The organism is Streptosporangium roseum DSM 43021, from assembly GCF_000024865.1.
GTDB lineage: Bacteria > Actinomycetota > Actinomycetes > Streptosporangiales > Streptosporangiaceae > Streptosporangium > Streptosporangium roseum.
This window is the reverse complement of record NC_013595.1, coordinates 6908203-6930912: the sequence shown is the minus strand read 5'-3', so window position 1 is coordinate 6930912 and position 22710 is coordinate 6908203. Positions and strand designations below refer to the sequence as shown.

Below are 22710 nucleotides of genomic sequence, written 5' to 3'. Positions count from 1 at the left end.
CGATGGGCAACAGCAACTCCAACGGTCAGTCGCTTCTCAAGCCGGACGGCTTCCAGTTGGAGGACAGCTTCTCGTTCACCCTCGCCGAGACGGTGCTCCTCGACCAGTTCTTCGCCGCGCGGTCCGCGCCGGGCGCGCTCTGACAGTGGTGGCGCGCGCCCAGCGTGAGCGCTGCACCGGCCTTGCCGAGGCACTGTCGCTCATCGAGTCGGTGCTCGCCGACTCCGGTCTCTCGGCGGAGTTCCTCTCCACAGGCTCGGCGGAGTTCCCCGTGCACCGCTGCACCCTCCGAGACCCGGCCGGACGGGTGCTCACCGCCTCCCTCGGCAAGGGAGCCGGCGCGCAGAGCACGGTGAGCGCGCTGTTCGAGGCATGGCAGCACCTCCAGCACGAGGAGGGCCAGGCCGCGCTCCCCGGAGACCACCGGCGGGCACGGGCGGTGCCCGTCGCCACCGTCGTGGCCCAGCCGGAACTGTGCGGGGAGCAGATGATCCACCGGCTCGCCCGCGACTATCCGGACATCGACCTCGCCTGCCTGCGGGCCGAACCCCTCAACCCGGAGCGGGCCGCGCTGTGGTACCCGGCCTTCACCCGGTCGCCGTCCTGCCGCAGCCATCCGATCCCCGGCGACGACCTGCGCTACGAGCCCTACCTCCGCTACGCCTACGACAACGGCACGGCCACCGGGGCCACCGAGCCGGAGGCGCTCCTGCACGGCCTGCTGGAGGTCATCGAACGAGACGCGCTGTCCCACGCCCTGCTCGACTGGTACCTCGACGAGCGGCCACGGCTCTCCGCCCTCGGCCCCGACCTCCTCCCACCCGACCTGCGCCGCCTCCACGACGAGGCGACGGCCCGTCTCGGCGCGCCCCCGCTCGTCATCGACATCACCTCCGACCTGGGCATCCCCACCTACTGCGCGCTTCCCTCGCGCGCCGGGCCGTACCCGGGAGTGGTCGGCTCCGGCGCCTCCCTCGACCCCGAGTACGCCGTGGAGCGCGCGCTCACCGAGGTGATCCAGTCCTCGTTCAACCTGTCGCTCGGCGTGGACCTCACCCTGGGCCGCAGGCTGGAGAGCCTGCGCCGGTGGCCGCTGCTGGAGCGCTGCGCCCGGCTGGACCCCGCCCCGCTGCTCGACCGCCTCACCTTCGACGCGCGCCTGCCCGGCCGGCGGCCGGAGGACGCCGGCGAGGCGCCGGGGGATGTCGGCGAGCAGATCGCCACGATCCTGGAGACGCTGGAGCGCGCGGGGTTGCCGGCCTACTCCTTCCGCTGGAACCCCGCACACGACAGGTGCCCGGTGCTGACGGTGATCGTCCCCGGCCTTGAGACGTTCGCCATGGTCCACAGCGCCGTTCCGGTGTTCCCGACCGGCCGGGCCGTACGGCGGCTCGCCGGTCACCGGTGATGCGGGCGGTCCTGCGCGAACGCGGGTTCCGGCTCATCTATCTCGGGATGGCCGTCAGCCTGCTGGGTGACGCCTCGCTGCTGCTGATCCCGGCGATCCTGGCCAAGAAACTCACCGGCTCGGACGGCGCCGCAGGGCTGACCCTGTTCTTCTTCACGCTGCCGCTGTGCCTGTCGCCCCTCTTCGGCTACGTGATCGACCGCGTCGACCGCAGGAGGTTCCTCATCGCCGCGTGCCTGCTCTCGGCGGCGGCGCTGACCCCGCTGACCGCGGTGACCGGCGGGGACACCCTCTGGCTGCTCTACCCGGTGTCGGCGGCCATGGGCTGCTCGTACGCGGCAATCTCCGGGGCCCTCAGCGGCCTGCTGAAGAGCGTCCTGCCCGAGGATCTCCTCGCCGAGGCCAACGGCGCCCTGCAGACCACCCGGCAGGGACTGCGCCTGGTCGGGCCGCTGCTGGGGGTGGCCGTCTACACGAGCTCCGGCATCGGCGCCGTCGTCCTGCTCGACGCCGGCACCTTCGTCATCGCCGCGGCGGCCTTTGCGGCCCTGCCGAAACCGGCCCCCGTCCCGGCCGCGCCACGCGGCCGCTGGCGCGAGGAGTTCTCGGCCGGAGCCCGCCACCTGGCCGCCGACCCGTTCCTGCGCCGCGCCGCCGGGGCGTTCTGCCTGATGTTCGCGCTGGCCGGGGCGACCGAGTCGCTGATCTTCGCGGTCATCGACCACGGCCTCGGCAGGGCTCCGGAGTTCACCGCCCTCACCTCCACCGCGATGGGCGTGGGGGCGATCATCGGCGGCCTGTGCGGGGCCACGGTGATCAGGTGCCGGGGCGAGCTGTTCGCGATCGGTACGGGCATCGCCCTGTACGGCGTGGCGGTCCTGCTGTGGACGGTCCCCGCCGAGCCGGCCGTGCTGGGCGCGATGACGATGGCGGGCGCCGGCCTGACCCTCGCGGGCGTGGCCCGGATGACCCTCGTGCAACGCCGTAGCCCCGGCCACCTCGTCGGCCGGGTCTCCACCGCCTTCGAGGCCATGGCCGGAGCCACCCAGCTGCTGTCCCTGGTCGCGGGCGCGGCGCTGGTGTCGCTCGTCGACTACCGCCTCCTGCTGGCCGTGGTCGGGCTGACCATCTGCTGCGCGGCGGCCCACGCGCTCCGGGGCCGGACACCGGCGGAACACCCCAGACCTGGTTGAGAGGTCCCGCAGCGCGCAGACTGGGCCTTATATCGGTGGCGTCTGCGTCACACCGGCACCATCCCCTCCAAGACGCTGCACGAGGCCGTGATCCACCTGACCGGCCTCAACCAGCGCGGCATGTACAAGCGGGAGGGCGCCGGGGCACGTGTGGCGGAGAGTCGTATCCATGAGACCTTCTCCTGATCTCCAGCGGCGCGCAGACTGGGCCTTATGTGGGACTTCGATGTTCTCGTCCTGGGTTCCGGGCCGGGCGGGCAGAAGGCGGCGATCGCCGCGGCGAAACTCGGCAAGCGGGTCGCGGTGGTGGAGAAGAAACACATGCTCGGGGGCGTGTGCATCAACACCGGGACGATCCCGTCGAAGACGCTTCGGGAGGCGGTCCTCTATCTGACGGGGCTCAATCAGCGGGAGCTGTACGGAGCGAGTTACCGGGTGAAGGACGAGATCACGGTCGCGGATCTCGGGATGCGGACGCAGCATGTGATCGGCCGGGAGATCCAGGTGATCCGGAGCCAGCTGGGCCGCAACCATGTGACCGTCTTACAGGGGACCGGACGGTTCCTGGACGCTCACACCATCGGGGTCACCGGGGACGAGGAGAGGAAGGTCACGGCGGAGAAGGTCGTGATCGCCACGGGGACGTCGCCGGCCCGTCCGTCCAGCGTGGAGTTCGACGACAAGATGGTCATCGACTCGGACGCGATCTTGCATCTCGACCGGGTGCCCGAGACCCTCGTCGTCGTCGGAGCCGGGGTCATCGGCATCGAGTACGCCTCGATGTTCGCAGCGCTCGGCACCAAGGTGACCGTGGTGGAGCGTCGTGAGCGGATGCTGGAGTTCTGCGACCTGGAGATCGTGGAGGCGCTCAAATACCACCTGCGGGACCTGGCCGTGACGTTCCGGTTCGGTGAGAGCGTCGCCGCGGTCGAGCGACGGCCCCGCGGGGCCCTGACCGTCCTGGAGAGCGGCAAGAAGATTCCCGCCGACTGCGTCATGTACTCGGCGGGCCGGCAGGGGAAGACGGCCGAGCTCTGCCTGGCGGCGGCCGGGCTCGCCGCCGACGACCGGGGGCGGATCGAGGTGGACGAGAACTACGCCACACCCGTCCCGCACATCTACGCGGTCGGTGACGTGATCGGCTTCCCGGCGCTGGCGGCCACCTCGATGGAGCAGGGCCGGCTGGCCGCTCAGCACGCGTGCGGCGAACCGGTCACGGAGATGCACGAGCTGTCGCCGATCGGGATCTACACCATCCCGGAGATCAGCTTCGTCGGGAAGACGGAGGACGAGCTGACCCGTGACAAGATCCCGTTCGAGGTGGGTATCTCGCGCTACCGCGAGCTGGCCAGGGGGCAGATCATCGGTGACTCGTACGGGATGCTCAAGCTGCTCGTCTCCTCCGAGGACCGGCGCCTGCTCGGCGTCCACGTGTTCGGCACGGGGGCCACCGAGCTCGTCCACATCGGACAGACCGTCATGGGGTGCGGCGGGACGGTCGACTACCTGGTCAACGCCGTGTTCAACTACCCGACGCTGGCGGAGTCGTACAAGGTCGCCGCCCTGGACGCCATGAACAAGATGCGGGTGATCGCCCGGCTGACGGCCGAACTGTGACGCCGTGATCGCTACCCGGTCCCCGTGCCGTGCGGCGCGTGGTCGCGGTCAGCGCTGTTTTCACCCTGAGCGATCGGGAATCCGGCCGTCCCGTGGCCCGGCCGGCTGTCCGCCCGCCGCCGGCTGCGGGGCCTCAGCGGACGTCGCCGTGCCACTGCCATTCCTTCCGGCGGCCGAGGCCGGGCAGGGCGACGCGGCCCGTGCACCACAGCAGGGTGCGCGCCGGATCGTGGCCGGCCGGAGCGTCGGGGAAGAGCCGCTCGACCACCGGCGCGCACAGGTCGTCCGGGGGCGTCCAGTCGATCCCGAGGGTGAGGGCGATGTCGCGGCTGTGGACGAGGATCTCCAGCGTGCCCATGGCGGCGAAGCCGGGGCCGTCGGAGTGCCCGTAGGGGTGCCAGGCGCGGACCTCCGGTACGGCCTCGCGGACGGCCGAGGCGAGGATCGTCGCCGAGATCCGGATCCCCTCCAGGCACGCGGGGATCGGGGCCTGGCCGTCGAGCGAGGCGAACAGGGCGATGTAGCGGTCGGCCGGCTGGGCGATGAGCAGTCCCGCGTAGCCGACGACGCCGAGGGCCATGTGGTCGAGGGTCTGCCGGCAGGTCCAGTCGAGGTCCCCCGCGTCGCGGGACCAGTCCTGGTCGGCGCCCTTGGCGAGGACGGAGACGCCGTCGGCGGCTGCCGAGGTCACCAGGTCGGGCCAGGAGATGGTCATGGCGGGTCGTCCTTCTCGTCTGGGGCAGGCTTGGGCAGAGGGGATGGGGTGGGCGGAGATGCCGGAACGGCCCTCCCGGCCCACGCGGTGGGCCGCGACCGGCTCCCACAGGGGTGCCGCCGGTCGATGACCAGGCTCGCAGCGTGTCCCGTCCGGCGACAGCGGCAGGACTGCCTGTCTTCGACATATTCCTGCCATACCTGGTGATCATGAGCCCCAGGCCCGTCACGGTTGCCGTGGTCGATCACGCTGGCGTTTTGCCGTCTGTGCCGTGAAATATCAGCCTCAAAAGGTCGGCGTTATTACCGTGATCGACTATGGGCTGGGATGACGACGCGGGCGCCGGCCTCGCCGACCGGCAGAGGGACATCCGCCCCCAAGACCGGTAGGACGGGCGAGGCGGCGCCCGCTGCCGGGCCGGAACCGGTGGTGGGTCCCTGTCCGAGGGGCCTCCGTCCGGCGGGTCCCGAGTCGGTGGACCGCTCACCGCATGAGACGGACCTTTCACCGCAAGCCATATCCAACTGACCGCGACCCGGTGCCACCTGGGCGAAGAGTCCGGCTGTGGGTCTCCTCGCGGGGTACGGTCCCCTCCTACGTTATCCGTGATCCAGATCACATTCGTGGGAGGTCGCGTGACCGCCAGACAACATGATTCATCGGTTTACGAACATATCCAGGGCGAGGAGAGGTTCCAGGAGCTGAAGCGGCGCTTCCGGTCCTGGGCGTTCCCGATGACGGCGGCGTTCCTGGCGTGGTACCTGCTCTACGTGGTGTTGTCCGCCTGGGCGCGTGACTTCATGGGCACGAAGGTGTTCGGCAACATCAACGTGGCGCTGATCTTCGGTCTGCTCCAGTTCGTGTCGACCTTCCTGATCGCCTGGGCCTACTCCCGATACGCAGAGAAGAAGCTCGACCCGGTGGCCGACGAGATCCGCCACGAGGCGGAGGGGACGACCGAATGAGCCACCAGACGCTGTCCACGATCCTGTTCCTGCTCTTCGTCGCGGTGACGCTGGGCATCACCTTCAAGGCGAGCCGCAGCAACAAGGACGCCGCCGACTTCTACGCCGGCGGCCGCTCCTTCAGCGGCGCGCAGAACGGCCTGGCGATCGGCGGCGACTACATGTCGGCGGCGAGCTTCCTGGGCATCGCCGGGATCATCGCGCTGTCGGGATACGACGGCTTCCTGTACTCGATCGGCTTCCTGGTCGCCTGGCTGGTGGCGCTGCTGCTGGTCGCCGAGCTGATGCGCAACTCCGGCAAGTTCACCATGGCCGACGTCCTGGCCTTCCGGATGAGCCCGCGGCCGGTCCGCACCGCGGCGGGCGTCTCCACCATCGTCGTGTCGATCTTCTACCTGCTGGCCCAGATGGTCGGCGCGGGCGCGCTGGTCGGCCTGCTGCTCGGCATCACCTCTCCCCTGGGCAAGGCGCTCACCATCGTCGGCGTCGGCCTGCTGATGATCGTCTATGTGGTCGTCGGCGGTATGAAGGGCACCACCTGGGTGCAGATCGTCAAGGCTGTGCTGCTGATGACCGGCGCGACCCTGATCACCCTGCTGGTGCTCGGCAAGTACGGGTTCAACCTCTCGGCCCTGCTCGGCGACGCCGCCGCGCAGAGCGGCAAGGGCGACGCGTTCCTCAACGCCGGTGGGAAGTACGCCACCGAGGCACAGGGCCTGGCCGGCAAGCTCGACCTGATCAGCCTGGGCCTGGCGCTGGTGCTCGGCACCGCGGGCCTGCCGCACATCCTGATCCGCTTCTACACGGTCCCCACCGCCAAGGAGGCCCGAAAGTCGGTTCTCTGGGGCATCGGCATCATCGGCGTCTTCTACCTGCTCACCCTCGTGCTGGGCTTCGGCGCCGCGGCGCTGGTCGGCGGCAAGGCGATCCTGGCGCAGGACAAGGCGGGCAACACCGCGGCGCCGATGCTCGCCGAGGCGATCGGCCAGGCCATCTTCGGCGACGTGGGCGGCACGATCCTGCTGGCCGTCATCGCGGCCGTCGCGTTCGCCACGATCCTGGCGGTGGTCGCCGGTCTGACGCTGGCCTCCTCCTCCAGCTTCGCCCACGACCTCTACGCCCACGTGTTCAAGCGCGGCAACGTCACCGACAAGGAGGAGGTCCTGGTCGCCAGGATCTCCGCCTTCGTCATCGGCGCGGTCGCCATCGGGCTCGGCATCCTCGCGCAGGGGCAGAACGTGGCCTTCCTGGTCGCGCTGGCCTTCGCGGTGGCCGCCTCCGGCAATCTTCCCGCGATCCTCTACAGCCTGTTCTGGAAGAGGTTCAACACCGCCGGCGCGGTCTCGGCCATCTACGGAGGCCTGGTCTCCGCGCTGATCCTGGTGATCTTCTCGCCGGTCGTGTCGGGCAGTGCCACCGCGCTGTTCCCGGACGCCGACTTCGCCTGGTTCCCGCTGAGCAACCCCGGCCTCATCTCGATCCCGATCGGATTCCTGGCCGGATTCGTCGGCGCGCGGCTCAGCAAGGAGTACAACCCGGCCAAGTACGCCGAGATCGAGGTCCGCTCGCTGACCGGCATCGGCGCGGAGAAGGCCGCCCAGCACTGAGCCGACCACTCGGCTCGGAGCCGCCCCCTCGGCTCCGAGCGGACGGACCGGCTCTGAGCGGACCGTCCGGCTCCGAGCGGACCGTCCGGCTCCGAGCGGACCGCTCGGCACGACCCCGGGCGGGGGCCCGGCCGCATCACGGCCGGGCCCCCGCCGTACGGCGTCAGCGGGACGCCACGTCCAGCATCGCCAGCTCGTCCTCGCTCAGGGTCAGCCCGGCGACCGCGAGCAGCGGCCTGAGCTGTTCGACGTTGCGGGCGCTGGCGATCGGCGCGGCCACCGTGGGCTGGGCGGCCAGCCAGGCGAGCGCGACGGCCGCCGGGGCGACGTCGTGGGCGGCGGCCACCTTGTCCAGGGCCTCCAGCACACGGGGGCCGCGCTCGGTCTCCAGATACGCCGAGGCCCGGCCCGCGCGGGGGCTGTCCACCTCGACCCCGGGCTGGTACTTGCCGGTCAGGAAGCCACGGGCCAGTCCGAAGTACGGCGTGCTGGTCAGCCCCTCGGCGGCCACCACATCGCGCAGCGGGCCCTCGTAGTCGCGCTCCACCAGGTTGTACGACTGCTGCAGCACCCCGTAGCGGGCCAGGCCGTCCCGGTCGGAGATCGCCAGCGCCTCGGCCAGCCGCTCGGGACCGTAGTTGGAGGCGCCGATGTTACGGACCTTGCCCTCGCTGATCAGGGAGTCGAACGCGCCGAGGGTCTCCTCCAGCGGAGTCCCGGCGTCGTCGATGTGCGCCCAGTACAGGTCGATGTGGTCGGTCCCCAGGCGCCGCAGCGAGTCTTCGGCGGCCGCGCGGATGTTGGCCGCCGACAGCCCGGGACGGCTTGCCAGCGAGCCGACCTTGGTGGCGATCACGATCTGGTCGCGGTTGCCGCGGGAGGCCATCCACTCCCCGATGATCGTCTCCGACTCCCCGCCGGAATGCCCGGGAACCCAGTCGGAGTAGACGTCGGCGGTGTCGACGAAGTTGCCGCCGGCCTCGACGTAGGCGTCCAGGACGGCGAACGAGGCGTCGCGGTCCGCGGTCCAGCCGAATACGTTGCCACCCAGGCAGAGCGGGAAGAGGTTCAGCTCAGAAAGGCTCATGGTTCTCAGCCTATTTGCTGAATAATCGCGCACTCCGCGGGCATCCCCGGCAAGCGGCGGACAGTTATTATGTGCGACGTCAATAAGGACTGTCGGAGGCTCTCATGGCACCCGGTTCACGGCTACGCGGATTCTTCATCGGCGCTGTGATCGCGGGCGGGCTGACCGTCCTCGTCGTGGCCGCCTCGATCGCCCTCGTCGTCAACCAGCGCCAGGCGGCCTCCGGGCCGGTCAGTGCTCCGGCCAGTGCCACGGCCAGTGCCACGGCCTCCGCGCGGCCGCTGGAGACCTCCGGCGACGTGGAGGTGGTCAAGGAGCGGCGGCTCGGCGAGCGCCGGATGGAGCTGACCCTCCGCTCCACAGCTCTCGACGACGTCACCACGGTCCGGCTGCTGCTGCCCAAAGGCTGGTCCAGGGACTCCGGCAGAACCTGGCCGGCGCTCTGGCTGCTCCACGGCGGTCTCGACGGCTACCAGGGATGGTCGAAGTCGGATGTCGAGGAGATGACCGAGAACGCGCAGGTCATCGTGGTGATGCCGGACGGGGGCAAGTGCGGCAGCTACTCCGACTGGTACAACGGCGGCGACGGGGGCCCGCCCCGGTGGGCGACCTACCACCTGAAGGAACTGCTGCCTCTGCTGGAGAGCCGGTACGCCGCGAACGGGGAGCGGGCCGTCGCCGGATACTCCATGGGCGGCCAGGGAGCGATGCTCTACGCCGCGACCGGGAGCTTCAGGGCCGCGGCCTCCTTCAGCGGCGCGGTGCACACCCTCATGCCCGGGGCCGACGTGGCCGTCTTCCTCGGCACCACGGCGGGCTGCTTCGGCACCGACTGGAAGCGCATCTGGGGTGACCCCCGCGGCGACCGCGAGGTCTGGCGGGCCCACGACCCCTACCACCTGGCGGGCCGGCTCCGCGGGGTCCGGCTCTACGTGGCCGCGGGTGACGGCCGGCAGAGGCGGGGCGAGCTGTTCGGCGACATCACCGAGGAGCTGGCCGGCAAGGCAGCCAGGGCCTTCGCCGGCCGGCTCAAGGAGCTCGGCATCCCCGTCGAGACCCACTTCTACGGCGGCCGCCACAACATGACCTACTGGAACAGGGAGCTCCGCCGCGCGCTGCCGATGCTGCTCGACTCCGTCGGGGCGAAGTGAACCCGCCGGGTCCCGGTGCCTCACGCCCGGGGCCACCCGCCGGTCGAGGGTGCCTCACGCCCGGGACCGCCCGCGGGGTGCCGGTGCCTCACGTCCGGAGGTGACTACCTGCCGGGGGCGCCGGCCGGCGGGCGCCCCCGGCACCCGGCGGACGCCGTACGGGATGGTCAGTGCCCGCCGGCGGGCGGGCCACCGGCACCCGGCGGGCGCCCGTACGGGACGGTCAGTGCCCGCCGGACAGGTCCATGTCGCGCGGTGTGAGCAGCCAGACCACGACGGCGGCGGCCAGCATGAGGCCGCCGCCGGCCGCGCCGGTCACCACCAGTGAGTCGGTGAAGGCGGTCTGGGCCTGGCGGGCCAGCTCGGTCCCGGCCCGGCCCACGGCCCCGGTCACCTCCAGCGCCCCGCCCAGCGACTCGCGGACCACCTCGGCGGCCTGGCCGGTGACACCTCCCGCGGCCAGCTCGGCCCGCGTGAGCTCGTTGCGGTAGACCGCCGCGGCGACGCTGCCGAGGACGGCCACGCCCAGTGCCCCGCCCAGCTCGTAGCTGGTCTCCTCGATCGCGGCGGCGCTGCCGGCCTTCTCAGGCGGCGCGCCGGACATGATGACCGCCGAGGCGATCGCCAGCGACCCCATGCCGGCGCCGATCAGGAGGAGCGCCGCGGCCACGGCCGGGTAGGGGAGAGGGGCCGGTGCGACGGGAAGCACGAGGAACCCGGCCGCGGCGACGGCGAGACCTCCGGCCAGCACCGTCCGGGGGCCGAGCCGGCCGGCCAGGCTGGGGGCGAGCGGCGAGAGCAGCCCCGCGCCGACCGCGGCCGGCAGCAGCCGCACCCCCGTCTCCAGCGGGGAGTAGCCCTGCACCAGCTGCATCCACTGGGCCACCAGCAGCATCATTCCGGCCATCGCGATGGAGGTGGTCAGCGCCGCGACGGTGCCCGCGGTGAAGGAGGGACGGCCGAACAGGCGGACCTCCAGCAGCGGATCGGGCCGGTCGAGGCAGCGCCGGACGAACCAGGTGAGCGTCACCGCCGCGACGGCGAGGGCGATCAGCGCGCCGGGATCGCCGAGCCCGTCCTTGCCGAAGTGCTTGATCGCCCACACCAGGGCGACCATGCCCACGATCGACAGCACGGTGGCCACCGCGTCCCAGCGGCCCGGACGCGGGTTGCGGGACTCGGGCAGCAGCAGGAGCCCCGCGATGATCGCCGCGGCCATCACCGGGACGTTCACCAGGAACGCGGCGTGCCAGCTGAACCTCTCCAGCAGTGCTCCGCCGAGGATCGGCCCCAGCGCGGCGCCGAGCGCGGCCATGGCCGACCAGACGCCCAGCGCGGTGGCCCGCTCCCTCGGGTCGGTGAACAGGCTGCGGATCATCGACAGCGTGGACGGCATGATCATGGCGCCGCCGATGCCGAGGAGCGCCCGTACCGCGATCACCTCGCCGGGGCTGTCGGCCGCCAGCACCCCGACCGAGGCGAGGCCGAAGATCGCGAATCCGGTGAGCAGCATCCGCTTGCGGCCCCACCGGTCGCCCAGCGCGCTCAGGGTGACCAGCAGCCCGGACAGCACGAGCGCGTAGACGTCCACCATCCACAGCAGCTGCACCGAGTCCGGCCTCAGGTCGGCGGAGATCGCGGGCAGCGCCACGTTGAGGACGGTCATGTCCATGACCACCAGCAGCAGGCTCGCGGACAGGACGCCGAGCCCCGCCCAGCGGCGTGGGTGCGGGGGTGCGCCTGCGGTCGATCCCGGCTCCGGGGCGTGCGTCACATGATCTCCGGTGGACGGTTCCGGGGTGTGCGTCACGCGGTCCCCCGGAGAAAGGTCTCCAGCAGCGTCCGCTCGATGTCCCTGCGGGCGACGTCGCCCCGACGCAGGCTCTCGCGGACGGCGACGAGCAGGCCGTACACGGTGTTGCTGATCCACCTGACCGGCAGGTCGGAGCGGAGCACGCCCGCCCGCTGGGCGGCCAGGTAGAAGGCGATCTCGCGCTCCTCCAGCTCGTCGGCGCGCTCCTGCAACCCGGGCAGCTTGGTCATGACGTGCTCGGTCAGCGCGAAGCCGTGCTCCTGCACGTCGTCCACCATGCCGGCGAGCAGCTCGTGCAGGGCGGTGGTGATGCGTGCAGGGTCGGCGGAGGCGGCGGCCTCCTCGATCGCGGCCTGCCGCTGCCCCCGCTCCCACCCGTCGAGCGCCCTGCTCCCGAGGACCACGAGCAGCTCCTCCCTGCTGGCGAAGTGCCGGTGGAGCGTGGCGCGGCTGACCCCGGTGGCCTCGGCGAGCTGGGCCATGGAGGCGGTCGGGTCCCCGTTCAGGTGCTGTATCGCCAGGGCGATGATCTGGTCGCGGCTTACAGCCACCACTCATCTCCGTTTCATTTGAGACATATTTGTTTCAGATGATACGTGATCGTACCGATGCTCCGTGCGGCACCCGCCTCCCCGGCCCGGCGTGCCTACGGCCGCGGCGCGCATGCGGTCCCGTGCCGCGACAGGACGTGCCTACGGCCGCGGCACGCATGGGCCCCCGGTACGGCATGCGTACGGCGCTCTCTCCCCGGTGGCATGGAAATGCGGTCCGGCCGGAGGCTATGGTCAGGCTGTGGCCAGCCTCAGACAGCGCTCCGGCAGGTCCGGGCGTGCGCGCGACACCTCGGATCCCGGCACGCGCACCCGCATCCTCGACGCCGCTGAAGAGCTGTTCGCCAGGGGCGGCTACGAGGCGACGCCCACGGCGGAGATCGCCCGGCTGGCCGGCGTGCCCAAGGGGCTCGTCTTCCACTACTTCCCCAAGAAGATCGACGTGCTCGTCGCGCTGATCGACGAGCGCACGCTCGTGGAGGAGCTGCCCGAGGTGGAGGCCGTCCCCGGCGACGCCGCGGGGACCCTGTCGCGGCTGGCCCGGCGGCTGCCGCTCAGGGCCTCCCCGGCGATGCGCCGCATCCTGTTCCGCGAGGCGGACACGCACGGCTCGGTCCGTGACCGGCTCGGCCGCCTGAACGGTGAGATCATCCGGCGGGCCCGGTTCGCGCTGGAGCTGGCGCTGCCCACGGCGCGCGGCGACGCCGCCCGGCTGGAGGTGGCCGCGGTCACCTTCGCCGCGGTGCTGCTCTACCAGGAGAACCTCTGCCAGCTCACCGGCCACCACATCGATCCCGACGCGGTCGCCGAGCTGATCGCCCACGCCCTGGGATGAGATCCGCCCCCGGCCGGGCGGCCCGCCTCAGGCGGGGACGGCCTCCCGGGCCGGACGGGGCCCGGCCAGCTCCGTCAGCTCGTCCATGGCCTCCCGCAGGTGGCCCATCAGCCGCCACACGTCTTCCACCCGGTCGGGGCAGGCGAGGATGCCGAAGTCCAGCGAGCCGTCGTAGGAGAAGCAGGTGATGTTGACCCCGCCGCTCAGGTCGGTCAGCGCCGACATCGGGTGGTAGGCGAGCACCCGGGCCCCGCACAGATACAGCGGGCGCCGGGGCCCCGGGACGTTGGAGACGATCAGGTTGACCGGCGGCAGCACGATCGAGGCCAGCCGGAAGAGCGTGGAGGTCGCGCGCGAGGTGACGGCCGCGGGCAGCATCGAGGACAGCTCGCCCAGCCAGGTGGCGGGGGAGCCGGCGAAGCGCCGCTTGGCCGCGCGCATCGTCCGCCCCATGACCTGCAGGCGGTCGAGGGGCGCGGCGAGGTCGGTCGGCATCGGGGTGATCATGACCGAGAGCTGGTTGCCGACCACGTCCCGGGCACTCGCCGTGCGGACCGCGACCGGTACCGCGGCGATCAGCGGCCGGTCCGGCAGGCAGCCGTGCTCGCGCAGCCAGGAACGCAGCGCGGAGGCGCACAGCGTCATGACCACGTCGTTGACGCTGAGCCCGAAGGCCCCGGCGACCCGCTTGACGTCCGCCAGCGGGATCGAGCCGTAGGAGAAGCGCCGTCCGGCGCTGATCGGGCCGTTGAACGGCGTGCGCGGGGCGGACAGGGAGGGCGTCTCCGGCAGCTCCCGGTGGTCTCCCCGGATCATCCGGGTCGCGGCGGCCACCGTCCGGGCGCCGGGCAGCGCCGCGGCCACCGGGATCGCGTCGAGGTCGGCCGCCATCCTGCCCAGCGAGCGCAGCGCTCTGGCCGGGTGGGCCACCGACCGGGTCAGGGCCGCCGCGAGCATCGCGACCGGGCCGGGGGCGGTGGTCGCCGCCGGGGCGGCCGGCGGGTCGACCACGCGGCGCTCGGGGGTGAGGTCCAGCAGGACGGCGAGGGTCTCCGCGCCCGACACCCCGTCGATGGCGCAGTGGTGGACCTTGGCGTAGAGGGCGGCCCGGCCGCCGCTCAGGCCCTGGATGAGGTGCATCTCCCAGAGCGGCCGGGCCCGGTCCAGCCGCCGCTCGTGGATCCGGGCGATCGCCTCGGCGAGCTGCGCCTCGTCGCCGGGCAGGGGGAGGGCCGCCTCGTGGACGTGGTCGGCGACGTCGAGGCCGGGGACCTCCGCCCAGTAGGGATGGTCCAGGCCGAACGGCACGTCGGCCAGGCGCAGGCTCAGCGCCGGGGCGAGATGCAGCCGCTCGCGCAGCAGCTCGACCAGGGCGGCGCGCGTGACGGCGCCCCCGGGAGCCCCGGCCGGATCGAGGATCGCCACCCCGGCGACGTGGGCCGCGGTGGTCGCCGATTCGGCATGCAGGAACAGCGCGTCGAGTGCGGTCAGCTGGCGCATCGATTGAGCCTCCTCGCGGAGAGCGGAGAGATGGATCCGGCCATCATCGCCCCGGCAGGTTTCCGCCTCGTTTCCCCCGAGCGACTTCGGGAGTCGGTCCCGTCCACGCTGGTGCTGTATGAGTCGACCTGCGCGTGATCCTGTTTCTGCAGGTTAAGCGGTAGGTGTCTGCGGAAGAGGGGCGTGCTGCGGCGTGTCGCCCGTGATGACCCGCATCCGGGCTTCGGCGAGCACGTCCAGGCCCATGGAGCGGGCCCCGGTCCACCCGTCGGTCTGCTCGGCCGAAAACCGCACCGGCGAGGCGGACGATCGAGCCGGGGCCGGGGAAGATCCCGACCACGTCGGTGCGGCGGGGGTCTTCTCGGTCAACGTTCAACCGCTCCTGAGAATTGTTCGACCACACCTGTTTAGCGTCACACCGTTCGCGTGGATCTCGGGCTGGGCGAGTGAGGCCATCGAACCGGGCGGGACCGCGGGCGTGGTGAGTGACGGCACATGCAGATTTCAGGGGACGCCGCCGGTGGCTGTGCGCGGTCAGGGCGTGGCTCTTCCGGTGGCCCAGGCCCAGGCGGCGATGGCGACCCGGTTCCGGGTGCCGGTCTTGTTCTGGACGGACGCGATGTGGTTCTTCACGGTGCCCGGAGACAGGAAGAGCTCAGCGGCGATCTCGGCGTTGGTCATGCCGTGCGCGACCATGGCCACGATCTGGTCTTCTCTCTCGGTGAGGACGACGCTGGACGACTCCTGCGGCAGGCCGCGCCGGCGCAGCAGCCGGACGGTGAGCTGCGGGCTGATGAGCATGTCGCCGTTCATCGCGGCCCGGATGGCTTCGATGAGCAGCGTGGGGCCCGAGCGTTTCAGGACGAACCCGGCGGCGCCGTGGTGCAGGGCGGCGTGGACGTATTCATCGAGCCCGAACGTGGTGACGATCACGACGTGAATGCCGGTGCCGGCCAGAGCGCGCGTCACCTCGATGCCGTCGGCGCCCGGCATGCGGATGTCGGCGAGCACGACATCGGGTTGGACCGTCCTGGCGGTGTCGATCGCGGCGCGGCCGTCGGAGGCCTCGGCCACGACGGTCATGTCGGGCTGGGCGTCGAGGATCATGCGGAAGGCGCTGCGGATGCCTTCCTGGTCGTCGGCGATGAGGATTCGGGTGACCACATCGGCGATTGTTCCAGGGGCAGGCGTGCCGTCAGCGACCACCCGTCCGGTACGGCCCGCGCGACCAGCTCGCCGCCCCGATCCTCCACGAGTCCGGCCAGGCCGGGCAGGCCGGACCCGCCACGCCGGCGGCTCCGCATGCGGGTCACACCGTCGTTGGTCATCGTGATCTCCAGGACGCCGGCGGAGGCGCTGACCCGCAGGTCGACGCGCGTGGCCTGCGGAGCATGCCGCCGGATGTTGGTCAGTCCTTCGATCACGATCCGATAGGCCAGTGCCGCGGTCTCCACCGGAACCGTCACGGCCGGATCCATACGCAGGCGGACCTGCGCGGAGCCGGCGGCGGAGAATCGCTCGGCCGCCTCGCTTATGCCGCCCAGGTCACCGGCGGGGCTGAGGGGCCGATCGTGGTGGAGCGTGTCCAGGGTGCCGTCCAGCGTGGACAGGGCCCGCTGGCCCGCGTTTTCGATGCGTTCGAGCGCCTGAAGCGGATCGCCCGCGACCCTGCCCGCCTGGGCGTGCGCCACCATCTCGCTGATGTCGTGGGCGAGGAAGTCGTGCAGGTCCCTGGCCAGCCGCAGTCGCAGGGCGGTGCGCGTGTCGGCCACCGCGCGCTCCTGCCGTACATCGAGAAACCGCAGGTAGGCGCCCATGGCGGTGGCCAGCAACGCTCCCAGCCCCCAGAACGCGCTCACGCCGATCGCCTCCAGCGGCGAGGCGGGCGTGAAGACGCGCAGCGGCCAGACGGCAGCGGCCAGACCCGCCGCCGACGTCGAGAGCACCGCCTGCCGGAGGGGTGCGTACCGGATGACCAGGCCGGCCGACACCATCAGCGCCACACTCTCGATCATTCCCAGCGCGTCGACGCCGGGCGTGGGCCGCGCCGCACCACTGAGGTAGGCGAGTGTGACGGCCAGGGACACGCCCGCGGCCGGCAAGGCCGGCGCGGACAGACGCGGCCTGAGCCGGGACCGGAACAACCCGGTCGCGGCCACCGCGACAGCAACGACCACCGACACCAAGGCGACAGCCCACATCAGGTTCACCTGAAGACAATATGCGCACCAGGCGATCGACCCGCAGGTGCCGAACAGCACCTCTTCCGGCCGCAGGGAGTGCCGAACGGCATCTGGTCCGCCGTCCAGCCGGGCCGGGAGGCTGATCGCATGAAAACCTTCACTTCCGGCCGGCACGGGTATGCGGCAGCGCTGTGGGCGCTGGTCTACGGTGTGCTCGGCGCAGCGTGGGCACTGGGGATGCCCGGCTTCCCCTGGGGCCCCGACGATCCCGACCCCGACGGGGCGCTGTCGATCCTGGCCGGCACGACACCGCGCTTCGGCTGGTGGATCGCCGCCTTCTCACTACTCACCGGGGTGACGGCGCTGGCGCTGACCCGCAGGAGCGGCCACCGCGCGCCGTTGTTCCTGGCCTGGCCGATCGCCGCGCTCCTGATCCTGGTGATTCCCGACTCCCGGCTGATGATGGGCGTCGCCTACACGCCGCTGTTGCTGGTCGCCCCCGTCTTCGGCTGGAGCCTGGGCGGCGCCACCTTCGCCGACGCCTGGCCGTGGCCGGTGCTCAACCAGCTCGTGTGCGTGCTGGGCGGCCTGCTGCTGGCCGCCGCGGCGCTGGCCTACGGACGCCAGCAGGAGCGCAGGAGCTGGTTCACTCCGGAGCGCGGGCGCGTAGCGGTGTACGTGGCGGTCGCGGTGCCGTTGGTGTATTGCGCCACCCGGTGGGCGTGGGCGCTGGGCATCCCTCTCGGCGTGAGCGCGGAGTTCCTGGCCGAAGGCGAGGACGGTCTGTGGCTGGCAGGCGCCTACCTGGCCACCTTCGGCGCGTTGGGCGGCGTGCTCACCCTCGGGCTGATCCAGCGGTGGGGAGAGATCTTTCCGCGCTGGATCCTCGGACTGCGCGGCAGGCGAGTGCCACCGCTGCTGGCGATCATCCCCGCCGGGTTCGTCTCGATCATCATCACCGTGGCCGGGCTCACCTACATCCGCTGGACCGTCGCCGGCCGGTTCGCCTGGGCCGAATGGGGAGCCTGGCTGCCGGAATGCTTCTGGCCGATCTGGGGCGCCGCCCTGGCCACCGCCGCCGCCTCCTACCACCAGCGCCGAAGAGTGGACGCACACCAGGCAGGAACCGATCACGCCCGCGCGGTCCTGACCGGTGACGGCGCCGGGCGCTGATATGCCGGGGATCGGCCCATCCCGGATCGGCGCCGGGGATCATCAGGGCGTGGGCCGAGGCTGCGGCGATGCGCGCGTGACCGAGCGAAGTCGCGTGGACGCGGCCATCACCCCACGGACGGGAGCAGGGCATGACTACTCCACAGGGCTCTTGGTGCGCCGGTCAAGGACGGTCAGCGTCTGCCGGGCCCAGCGGAGGTTTTCGCGTTCGAACGCCAGGCCGCGCAGCAGGGCCAGATACGGTCCGACACGCTCGGCCCGCGCGAGGTGCTCCTGCTCGGTGCGGCCGTTCAAAAGGCGCGCGCGGAGCCGTTCAAAGCGATTGATCTTGGCTTCGGTCCAGATCATGCGTTCGCGGAGGGCGCTTTTAACGGCTTCGACGTCACCCGCGTCGACCGCGAGGACCTGCACCATGAGCTCTTCGCGGATCGCGCCCGGGCGCGGGGATGTGGCGGTGAACTCGTGCAGGGCGTGGCGGCCGGCATCGGTGAGGGAGAACAGCCGCTTGTTGGGACGGCGCTCCTGCTGAACGAGCCGGGCCTGGATGAGGTCATCGGCCGCCATCTTGTCCAGTTCCCGGTAGAGCTGCTGCGGGGTGGCCATCCAGAAGTTGGCCACCGACGCGTCGAAGCTTTTGGCCAGGTCGTAGCCGGATGCCTCGCCCTCCAGGAGGGCGGCCAAGATCGCGTTGCGCAACGACATGGGCCGAGAGTAGAGCGCCGATACCTGCATATGCCATTAATCAACTATGTGACTATGACCACAGGCGGCACTCATGGATCGCGTGGCTCGGCATGGCTAGCATCTCTCGCACCTAGTCAATGAATTGAGTAGTGGGTGAGGTCATGCATCCCTTCCGGCAGGCTGTGGAGAACGGCGATCTGGCGGCGGCCGAGGCGCTGTTCGCCGACGACGTGGTGTTCACCAGCCCGATAGCGTTCAAGCCGTATCCGGGCAAGGCGGTCACCGCGGCGTTTCTGCGCGGGGCAGCGCGGGTGTTCGAGGACTTCCAGTACGTCCGGGAGATCGTGAATGTGGATGGCCGTGACCACGCGCTGGTCTTCACGGCCAAGGTGAAAGGCCGCGTGGTGCACGGCTGCGACTTCCTGCACCTGAACGAGGACGGTCTGATCGACGAGCTCACTGTCATGGTGCGACCGCTGTCAGCCGCTACCGCGCTGTCCGAGGCCATGGGCGCGCAGTTCGATCGCATCCAGCAGGAGGCGCTGGGCGGATGAGCGGCTTCGATCATCCGTTCACGACGGTCACGGGATGGCGCACGACGGCGTCGAAGAGGTAGCCGTAGTCGTTGTGCGTGGCCCGCAGGGGCTGGACCGCGCCCGTCTCGTCGGTGGCCCGGGCGAGCAGGGTGTGCGGGCCGGTCCGCTGGGGGTTCCAGGTGATGTGCCAGCGGGTCCAGGCCGGCACGACGTGCGGGCCGCGGAGGTGGGCGCGCCGCCAGGTGTCGCCGCCGTCGAAGCTCACCTCCACTCCGGCGATCCGGCCGTTGCCCGACCATGCCCGCCCGTGCAGCACGTGCGGGCGCCCGGCCGCCAGCGTGGCGTCCCAGGGCAGCTCGAAGGCGCTCCTGATCCCCTGGGCGGTCAGCGGGACACCGCCCTCGGGCGGGTAGGCGTCGCCGAACATCCGGTAGAACTCGGTGTTCCACGGCGAGGCCAGCGGTGAGGTGGAGACCTCGATGTCGCCCACCCACTTGATCGAGGCCAGCCCGATCCAGGAGGGGACGATCAGCCGCACCGGGTGGCCGTGGTCGGGCGGCAGCGGCTGGTCGTTCATCTCGTAGGCGAGGATGACGTCCTTGAGCGCCTTGGACACCGGGATCGGGCGGCGGACCCGGCCGTAGTCGACCCCGCCGGTCACGTAGCCGGCGTCGAGCCCGCGCGGCATGACGTCGACGGCGTCGGGGGTGAGCCCGGCCCGTTCCAGCACCGTGGCCAGCGGCACCCCACGCCAGCGGGCCACCCCGATGCCGCCCAGCCGCCAGGGCGTTCCGGAGATCTCCTCGCCCTGCTGGGCGGCGAAGAAGCTCCGCCCGTTGCCCGCGCACTCGATCGCCACGTCCTGGGTCACCGCGGGCAGCGCGAGAAGCTCCTCATAGCTGAAGCCGCGGGGGTTGCGCAGCCCCGCGCCGTGCAGCTCCAGCCGCCAGGTCGCGGCGTCGATGATCGGGGTCGAGGTGTGGTTGCGCACGAAGAAACGGTCGTTGGGAACGTGGTAGCCGACGTCGCGCATCGCCTCCCAGCGCATCTCGGCGTTGGTGCCGTGGGCGATGAAGGTCTCCGGCGGCAGCGGCTTGACGATCCCCGGGGTGCCCTCCACCGGCTCCCCGTCGACGGCCGCGAGCCGGAGCCGGTCGCGCCTGCCCCGGGCCAGTTGCTCGGCGCGGGTGCGCTGGTAGACGGCCTCGTCGTTCAGGTCCTCGTACGGCATGCGGCGCCTCTCCTTCCCTTACATCTATTTCCTACCAAAAAAGCATGTAATTTGCGAAGGGGGGTGACGCTTTTGTGACTCTCAGCGACCCAGAAAGGTTAGCAGCCGTTCCAGCGGCCAGGTGTTGATCACGTCGTCGGCGGTCAGCCAGGCGCGCTGGGCGATGCCGATGCCGAACCGCTGGTTGTCCAGGTGGGGCACCGCGTGGGCGTCGCTGTCGATGGAGAACTTCACGCCGTGGTGGCGCGCCAGCCGGGCCAGGTCGGAGGGGAGGTCGGAGCGGTCGGGGAAGGAGTCGATCTCCATCGCGGTGCCGGTGCGGGCGGCGGCGCGGAACACCGCCTCCCAGTCGGCGTCCACCGGCGGACGCCCGCCGATCTTGCGGGTGGTGGGGTGGCCGATGATGTGCACGTGCGGGTTCTCGCACGCGGCGATGAACCGGCGGGTCATCTCCTCGCGTGACTGGGTGAAGTGCGAGTGCACGCTCGCCACGCACACGTCGAAGCCCGCCAGGACCTCGGCCGGCCAGTCGACCGAGCCGTCGGGGGCGATGTTGAGCTCGGTGCCGTGCAGCAGCCTCATATCCGGGTGGCTCGCCTGGAGCCGCTGGAGCCGCTCGCGCTGCTCCAGCGCCTTGTCCAGCGTCATCCGCTGCATCGCCAGGTCGGGTGCGTGGTCGGTCACGGCGTAGTAGGAGTGGCCGCGTGCGCGGGCCGCGGCGACCATGTCCTCCAGCGAGGCGATGCCGTCGGTCAGGTCGGTGTGGGTGTGCAGGTCGCCCCGGATGTCGTCCAGGGTGACGAGCGCGGGCAGCTCGCCCCTGAGGGCGGCGGTGATCTCCCCGCCGTCCTCGCGCAGCGGCGGCGGGATCCACGGCATGCCGAGCGCCTGGTAGATGTCCTCCTCGCGCTCGGCCGCGATCACCCGATCGCCGTCGAACAGGCCGTATTCGGAGAGCTTCCAGCCCTTCTTCACCGTGATCTCGCGCAGGTGCACGTTGTGCTCCTTGGAGCCGGTGAAATACTGCATCGCGGCGCCCCACGACTCGGCCGGGACCACGCGCAGGTCCACCTGGATGCCCTCGGTGGTGCGGATCGAGGTCTTCTTCTCGCCCGAGGCGATGACCTCCGCGACGTACGGCCGGCTCTTGAAGTCGTCCATCAGGCTCGCCGGGCCGACGGCGAGGATGTCGATGTCGCCGATGGTGTCCTTCATCCGGCGCAGCGACCCGGCGTAGGCGATCCGCTCGGCGGACAGCGAGGCGATGATCCGCTCGGCCAGGTCCATGGCCACGCCGGTGTGCACCCTGGCGCTGGTCCGCTCCAGCTGCTCGATGCCCCTGAGCAGGTTCTCCTCGGTCTTGGGGCCGAAGCCCTTCAGCCCCTTGAGCCGCCCCTGCCCGATGGCCTCGGCGAGGGCCTCGGGGGAGTCGATGCCGAGCTCCTGGAAGAGGAAGACGGCCTTCTTCGGCCCGAGCGAGGCGATCCGGGTCAGCCTCCGCACCCCGCCGGGGACCTTCCCGCGCAGGTCGTCGAGCTGGCGGAAACTCCCCCTCTCCAGGTATTCCTCGACCTTCTTGGCGATCGCCTCGCCCACCCCCGGCACGCTCCGCACGGCCGTGGCCGCGATGTCCTCGGGGAATCCCGCGATCGCCTTGGCGGCCTTCTGGTAGCTGCGCACCCGGAACGCGTCGCCGCCCGTCATCGCGAACAGCTCGGCGTATTCCTCCAGGGCGGCGGCCACAGTGTCATTAGCTCGTGCCATGGGCCCAGCGTAGAAGATCGCACCGACGTTTTCCCGGGCCGGTCCGGGGGAGCGGACCGTGGTCCGGACGTTCTCGGGCCCGGGTGCGCCGCGGGCCGATCCTCCGCGGCGGCCCGGCCCCGGATCCGGCGCGCCCTCGGACGTAGGCCGAAGGTCCGATGCCGGAGGCGGGTCCCGGCCGTAACGTCAGAGGGGCAAGGCCATTTCGAGGCTGACAACCGGGAGGTTCCATGTCGGCTTCGAGGCTGACAACCGGGAGGTTCCATGCCAGCGCAGCTCGACCACACCATCGTGCACAGCAGTGACCGTTTCGCCTCCGCCCGCTTCCTCACCGGCCTGCTCGGCGCGCCCGAGCCCCGGGCCTACGGGCCGTTCGCCGCCGTCCCTCTCGCCAACGGTGTGACCGTGGACTACGCGGACTCCATCGTCGCCTCCGACCGGATCGTCATGCAGCACCTGGCCTTCCTGGTCGCCGAGGACGAGTTCGACGAGATCTACGCCCGGATCACCGATCGCGGGCTGCCCCACTGGGGCGATCCGGGCCATACGGAGCCCCAGCAGATCAACCACCGCCACCGCGGCCGGGGCGTATACGTCGACGACCCCGACGGGCACTCCCTCGAATTCCTCACCCACCCGTACGTCACGGACGAGTGACCGCACCCGGGCCGGCCGGGTCAAGCATCTTCTCCGGCCG

Annotated in this window: 21 protein-coding genes and 1 pseudogene; 11 read left to right on the top strand and 11 right to left on the bottom strand. The window is 71.3% G+C overall.

From position 1 onward, the window contains the following. The first annotated feature begins 2 nt into the window (after positions 1-2). From SROS_RS51300 to sthA, 4 genes are all read left to right on the top strand, one after another. Positions 3-143: a hypothetical protein gene (locus tag SROS_RS51300; protein ID WP_012892779.1), complete on the top strand. Its 141-nt coding sequence runs from the start codon at positions 3-5 to the stop codon at positions 141-143. A gap of 5 nt (positions 144-148) precedes the next feature. Then, positions 149-1408 carry a YcaO-like family protein gene (locus SROS_RS30545; protein ID WP_169369406.1) on the top strand — a complete coding sequence of 420 codons (1260 nt, stop codon included), beginning with the start codon at positions 149-151 and terminating at the stop codon, positions 1406-1408. Beyond that, positions 1408-2601 carry an MFS transporter gene (locus tag SROS_RS30540; protein ID WP_012892777.1) on the top strand — a complete coding sequence of 398 codons (1194 nt, stop codon included), beginning with the start codon at positions 1408-1410 and terminating at the stop codon, positions 2599-2601. The genes SROS_RS30545 and SROS_RS30540 overlap by 1 nt, the downstream gene beginning before the upstream one ends. Before the next feature lie 213 nt (positions 2602-2814). Continuing rightward, on the top strand, positions 2815-4218 hold the full coding sequence (gene sthA / locus SROS_RS30535) for a Si-specific NAD(P)(+) transhydrogenase (protein WP_012892776.1): 1404 nt from the start codon (positions 2815-2817) through the stop codon (positions 4216-4218). A gap of 133 nt (positions 4219-4351) precedes the next feature. On the opposite strand, the gene SROS_RS30530 is transcribed toward sthA, so the two are convergent. Next, on the bottom strand, positions 4352-4933 hold the full coding sequence (locus tag SROS_RS30530; protein WP_012892775.1) for a maleylpyruvate isomerase N-terminal domain-containing protein: 582 nt from the start codon (positions 4931-4933) through the stop codon (positions 4352-4354). A gap of 635 nt (positions 4934-5568) precedes the next feature. On the opposite strand from SROS_RS30530, the gene SROS_RS30525 reads away from it, so the two are divergent. Together SROS_RS30525 and SROS_RS30520 are read left to right on the top strand one after the other, a co-directional pair. Continuing rightward, positions 5569-5898 (top strand): DUF485 domain-containing protein, encoded by a 330-nt coding sequence (locus SROS_RS30525; RefSeq protein WP_012892774.1) that lies wholly within the window; start codon positions 5569-5571, stop codon positions 5896-5898. After that, entirely contained in the window at positions 5895-7505 is a 1611-nt protein-coding gene (locus SROS_RS30520; RefSeq protein ID WP_012892773.1) for a solute symporter family protein, read from the top strand. Before SROS_RS30525 ends, SROS_RS30520 begins: the two co-directional genes overlap by 4 nt. 163 nt (positions 7506-7668) lie before the next feature. On the opposite strand, the gene SROS_RS30515 is transcribed toward SROS_RS30520, so the two are convergent. Further along, positions 7669-8592: an aldo/keto reductase gene (locus tag SROS_RS30515; RefSeq protein WP_012892772.1), complete on the bottom strand. Its 924-nt coding sequence runs from the start codon at positions 8590-8592 to the stop codon at positions 7669-7671. A gap of 104 nt (positions 8593-8696) precedes the next feature. Between SROS_RS30515 and SROS_RS30510 the strand changes: the two genes are divergently transcribed. Then, on the top strand, positions 8697-9743 hold the full coding sequence (locus SROS_RS30510) for an alpha/beta hydrolase (RefSeq protein ID WP_012892771.1): 1047 nt from the start codon (positions 8697-8699) through the stop codon (positions 9741-9743). A gap of 223 nt (positions 9744-9966) precedes the next feature. Here the strand turns inward: SROS_RS30510 and SROS_RS30505 are convergent, their stop codons facing one another. After that, on the bottom strand, positions 9967-11517 hold the full coding sequence (locus SROS_RS30505) for an MFS transporter (RefSeq protein ID WP_012892770.1): 1551 nt from the start codon (positions 11515-11517) through the stop codon (positions 9967-9969). 32 nt (positions 11518-11549) lie between these two features. Further along, on the bottom strand, positions 11550-12107 hold the full coding sequence (locus SROS_RS30500; protein ID WP_012892769.1) for a TetR/AcrR family transcriptional regulator: 558 nt from the start codon (positions 12105-12107) through the stop codon (positions 11550-11552). A gap of 241 nt (positions 12108-12348) precedes the next feature. Here SROS_RS30500 and SROS_RS30495 point away from each other — a divergent pair, with 241 nt between their 5' ends. Beyond that, entirely contained in the window at positions 12349-12942 is a 594-nt protein-coding gene (locus SROS_RS30495; protein WP_012892768.1) for a TetR/AcrR family transcriptional regulator, read from the top strand. Positions 12943-12969: 27 nt separating this feature from the next. On the opposite strand, the gene SROS_RS30490 is transcribed toward SROS_RS30495, so the two are convergent. The 4 genes and pseudogenes from SROS_RS30490 to SROS_RS30480 all read right to left on the bottom strand — a co-directional run bounded on the left by SROS_RS30490 (position 12970) and on the right by SROS_RS30480 (position 16643). Beyond that, positions 12970-14442, bottom strand: a complete 1473-nt coding sequence (locus SROS_RS30490) for a WS/DGAT/MGAT family O-acyltransferase (RefSeq protein ID WP_012892767.1) — start codon at positions 14440-14442, stop codon at positions 12970-12972. A 153-nt stretch (positions 14443-14595) separates the two neighbouring features. Then, positions 14596-14851, bottom strand: a pseudogene (locus SROS_RS53280) (transposase); the annotation flags it as partial. 125 nt (positions 14852-14976) lie between these two features. Next, the gene (locus tag SROS_RS30485) at positions 14977-15606 is read right to left on the bottom strand and encodes a response regulator (protein WP_012892766.1); all 630 of its coding nucleotides are present in this window, start codon (positions 15604-15606) and stop codon (positions 14977-14979) included. Beyond that, positions 15546-16643, bottom strand: coding sequence for a sensor histidine kinase (locus tag SROS_RS30480; RefSeq protein WP_012892765.1), 1098 nt, complete (start codon positions 16641-16643; stop codon positions 15546-15548). Before SROS_RS30480 ends, SROS_RS30485 begins: the two co-directional genes overlap by 61 nt. A 129-nt stretch (positions 16644-16772) precedes the next feature. Here SROS_RS30480 and SROS_RS30475 point away from each other — a divergent pair, with 129 nt between their 5' ends. Further along, entirely contained in the window at positions 16773-17798 is a 1026-nt protein-coding gene (locus SROS_RS30475; protein WP_012892764.1) for a hypothetical protein, read from the top strand. Positions 17799-17933: 135 nt separating this feature from the next. Here SROS_RS30475 and SROS_RS30470 read toward each other — a convergent pair whose 3' ends face one another. Then, complete coding sequence (locus tag SROS_RS30470) at positions 17934-18500, bottom strand: PadR family transcriptional regulator (RefSeq protein WP_012892763.1); 567 nt, start codon at positions 18498-18500, stop codon at positions 17934-17936. A 143-nt stretch (positions 18501-18643) separates the two neighbouring features. On the opposite strand from SROS_RS30470, the gene SROS_RS30465 reads away from it, so the two are divergent. Then, positions 18644-19036, top strand: coding sequence for a nuclear transport factor 2 family protein (locus SROS_RS30465; RefSeq protein ID WP_012892762.1), 393 nt, complete (start codon positions 18644-18646; stop codon positions 19034-19036). Between the two features lie 10 nt (positions 19037-19046). Here the strand turns inward: SROS_RS30465 and SROS_RS30460 are convergent, their stop codons facing one another. Further along, positions 19047-20249 (bottom strand): sulfite oxidase, encoded by a 1203-nt coding sequence (locus SROS_RS30460; RefSeq protein ID WP_012892761.1) that lies wholly within the window; start codon positions 20247-20249, stop codon positions 19047-19049. 81 nt (positions 20250-20330) lie between these two features. Then, positions 20331-22013: a DNA polymerase/3'-5' exonuclease PolX gene (gene polX / locus SROS_RS30455; RefSeq protein ID WP_012892760.1), complete on the bottom strand. Its 1683-nt coding sequence runs from the start codon at positions 22011-22013 to the stop codon at positions 20331-20333. A 264-nt stretch (positions 22014-22277) separates the two neighbouring features. Between polX and SROS_RS30450 the strand changes: the two genes are divergently transcribed. Next, complete coding sequence (locus SROS_RS30450) at positions 22278-22670, top strand: VOC family protein (RefSeq protein ID WP_012892759.1); 393 nt, start codon at positions 22278-22280, stop codon at positions 22668-22670. Positions 22671-22710: the final 40 nt, after the last annotated feature.